This window comes from Gammaproteobacteria bacterium (genome assembly GCA_011682695.1).
GTDB lineage: Bacteria > Actinomycetota > Acidimicrobiia > Spongiisociales > UBA4744 > BMS3Bbin01.
The window spans coordinates 1-2,876 of record JAACED010000127.1 but is presented as its reverse complement, the minus strand read 5'-3'; the positions used below and the strand labels follow the sequence as shown (position 1 = coordinate 2,876).

Below are 2,876 nucleotides of genomic sequence, written 5' to 3'. Positions count from 1 at the left end.
GCCTCTTGTTCTTGCGAGGCGGTGGACGCCGTAGACCCTCCTCTTTCCATAGACGACGGAGCTTCTTGTGATTGACGCAGTACCCCTCACGGCGCACCACGATATGGGCCTTGCGCCATCCCATGCGGGGATGCTTCCGAGCAAACCGGCGCAGCCTCGAACGCAGCTTCGCGTCAGCTGGCGGTTCCGGCCGTCGTTGCGTCGAGCGGTGCTGCCCGACGACTCTACAGGCTCGTCTCTGGGATACCCCGAAGCGCACCTGCAGCACCGTGACGGCACGGCGGCGGCGATCCGGGGTCACCATTTTCCCTCAGCCAACTCCTTCAACATCGCCTTGTCCAACTCAGCCTCCGCAAGAAGCTTCTTCAACCGGGCGTTCTCTGAGGTTCCCCCCGATGACCGGTCACCTCGATTAGGAGGTAATCATGTCAGTTATGGAAATGGAACAACAACCACCGGTGAGAGTCCGGCGGTCGTTTGCCGAGGAGTTCAAACGGGACGCTGTGTCTTTGGTGCTTGATGAGGGCCGCCGGATTGTTGATGTTGCGTCGAGTTTGGGAATCGGTGACGGCACGCTGGGTAACTGGGTCCGCCAGGCCCGAACCGATCGCGGTGAGCGCGAGGGTCTCACAACGTCAGAAAAGGCGGAGCTGGCTCAGCTCCGACGCGAGGTCACCCGTCTACGGATGGAACGAGATCTACTCAAACGAGCAACGGCCTTCTGGGTGAAGGAGTCGGGGCAGTGACCCGCTACAAGTGGGTTGTTGACCGGAAGGCCGAAGGGTTCCCGATCACGATGGCATGTAAAGCAGCTGACGTGTCACGCCAGGCGTTCTACGACTGGCAGACCCAGATGGCTGCAGGACCGACAGTTGCCCAGCTCGGTGAGGCTGCTGTCGTCGACGAGATACGTGTCATTGTCAAGGATTTCGATGGGACGTACGGTGAACCGAGGATGACCGTCGAGCTCGCGAACCGTGGCCATCACGTCAACGCGAAACGGGTAGCCCGGCTGATGCGTGCCCATGGGATTGTTGGGGTTCACAAACCAACGAAGGTGTGTACCACCATCCCGGCAGAGGACTATCCACCAATACCTGACCTGATCGGTCGCCGGTTCGCTCCCGGTGCACCCGATGTTGGGTGGGTATCAGACATCACGTACATCCGTACCGGGCACGGCTGGCTGTATCTCGCCACCGTGATCGATCTGGGATCACGCCGGCTCGTGGGGTATCACCGAACTCATCTCAGACGCCCTCAAGATGGCAGTAGCGCTTCGTGGCGGAGTCACTGAGGGGACCATCTTCCATTCTGACCGGGGATCCCAGGGCGGATTCAACTGGTCGTTGCAACACCTTGATCGTGGAGGTGTTGATGGGCAGGCCAGCGGGTTGGATGACAGAGTTGACGGGCAGGTCACCAATGAAGTCACCGGGGGCGCCGGCACTTCGGAGGGAAGTCGAGCGCGAGTTCTGGTGTGAGGTCGCCAAGGGGGTCACGAGCGGGGAGGCCGCTGCGGCAGTCGGTGTGTCGGAGGCGGCGGGCAGCCGGTGGTTCCGCCAAGGTGGCGGGATGCCAACTATTGATCTTGCTCCACTCTCTGGCCGCTACCTCTCGTTCTATGAGCGGGAGGAGATTGCTCTGCTGCGAACTCGAGGTGTTGGGGTGCGGGCGATCGCCCATAAGCTCGGTCGATCACCGTCGACGATCTCTCGGGAGCTGCGCCGTAACGCTGCGACTCGGGGCGGCAAGCTCGTGTATCGGGCGTCAGTTGCCCAGTGGAAGGCAGATCTGGTTGCTCGCCGGCCGAAGACTCCAAAGCTTGTCGCCAACGACCGGCTGCATGACTATGTGCAGGAACGCCTCGCAGGCGAGGTTCGCTACCCGGACGGGAGCCCGGTCACCGGTCCTGAGGTGGGGCCGTGGAAGGGTCGGAACAAGCCGCATCGAGGCGACCGCCGCTGGGTCCAGGGGTGGAGTCCGGAACAGATCTCGAGGCGGCTGCGCATCGACTTCCCCGACGATTCGTCGATGCGAATCAGTCACGAGGCTATCTACCAGGCGCTCTACATCGAAGGACGCGGCGCTCTGAAACGTGAACTCGTCGCCTGCTTGCGCACCGGGCGGGCGCTACGGGTTCCACGAGCCAGATCGAAGAGGACAGCGTGGGCTCACGTCACCCCCGAAGTGATGATCTCGCAACGCCCCGAAGAGGTCGACGACCGCACCGTGCCGGGTCATTGGGAAGGCGATCTGATCATCGGACTCAAACGCTCGGCAATCGCAACGCTGGTCGAACGAACCAGCCGGTTCACGATGCTGATCCACCTGCCACGTGAGGACGGTTACGGCGTCATCCCTCGAACAAAGAACGGACCGGCTCTCGCCGGCTACGGAGCCGTGACGATGAAGAACGCCCTCGCATCCACGATGACGACACTGCCCGAACAGTTGCGCCGGTCGTTGACCTGGGACCGAGGCAAGGAACTGTCCCAACATGCAGCGTTCACGATCGAGACCGGCATCCCGGTCTACATCTGCGATCCCCAGTCACCCTGGCAGCGGGGCACCAACGAGAACACCAACGGACTACTGCGCCAGTACTTTCCCAAAGGAACCGACCTGTCTCGATGGTCCGCCGACGAGATCGAAGCCGTCGCCTACACCCTCAACACCCGGCCACGCAAGACCCTCGGATGGCGCACACCCGCCGAAGTCTTCAACGAACACCTACGCTCTCTAGAACAAGCCAGTGTTGCGACCACCAGTTGAACCCGGTCAGTACATGTCAGGCGACTTCCAACGGCTCGTCGGCGAGTACGGGATGCAACAGTCCGTAGGCCGCACCGGGGTGTGTTGGGACAACTCAGTCG

At 61.9% G+C, this 2,876-nt stretch carries 4 protein-coding genes; 3 read left to right on the top strand and 1 reads right to left on the bottom strand.

Annotated elements, in window-relative coordinates; genetic code table 11:
- On the bottom strand, positions 1 to 304 hold a 304-nt coding region (locus GWP04_12780), incomplete at its 3' end, for an IS3 family transposase (GenBank protein ID NIA26410.1).
- 121 nt (positions 305 to 425) lie between these two features.
- On the opposite strand from GWP04_12780, the gene GWP04_12775 reads away from it, so the two are divergent.
- The 3 genes from GWP04_12775 (at position 426) to GWP04_12765 (ending at position 2,775) form a co-directional block, all read left to right on the top strand.
- Positions 426 to 746 (top strand): transposase, encoded by a 321-nt coding sequence (locus GWP04_12775; GenBank protein ID NIA26409.1) that lies wholly within the window; start codon positions 426 to 428, stop codon positions 744 to 746.
- The gene (locus tag GWP04_12770; protein ID NIA26408.1) at positions 743 to 1,297 is read left to right on the top strand and encodes an IS3 family transposase; all 555 of its coding nucleotides are present in this window, start codon (positions 743 to 745) and stop codon (positions 1,295 to 1,297) included. The genes GWP04_12775 and GWP04_12770 overlap by 4 nt, the downstream gene beginning before the upstream one ends.
- A gap of 278 nt (positions 1,298 to 1,575) precedes the next feature.
- The gene (locus GWP04_12765) at positions 1,576 to 2,775 is read left to right on the top strand and encodes an IS30 family transposase (protein NIA26407.1); all 1,200 of its coding nucleotides are present in this window, start codon (positions 1,576 to 1,578) and stop codon (positions 2,773 to 2,775) included.
- Positions 2,776 to 2,876: the final 101 nt, after the last annotated feature.

Bases quoted from the DNA above. Each gene is read 5' to 3' on its own strand.
- GWP04_12775 (NIA26409.1), top strand. From the start codon at position 426: ATGTCAGTTATGGAAATGGAACAACAACCACCGGTGAGAGTCCGGCGG.
- GWP04_12765 (NIA26407.1), top strand. From the start codon at position 1,576: ATGCCAACTATTGATCTTGCTCCACTCTCTGGCCGCTACCTCTCGTTC.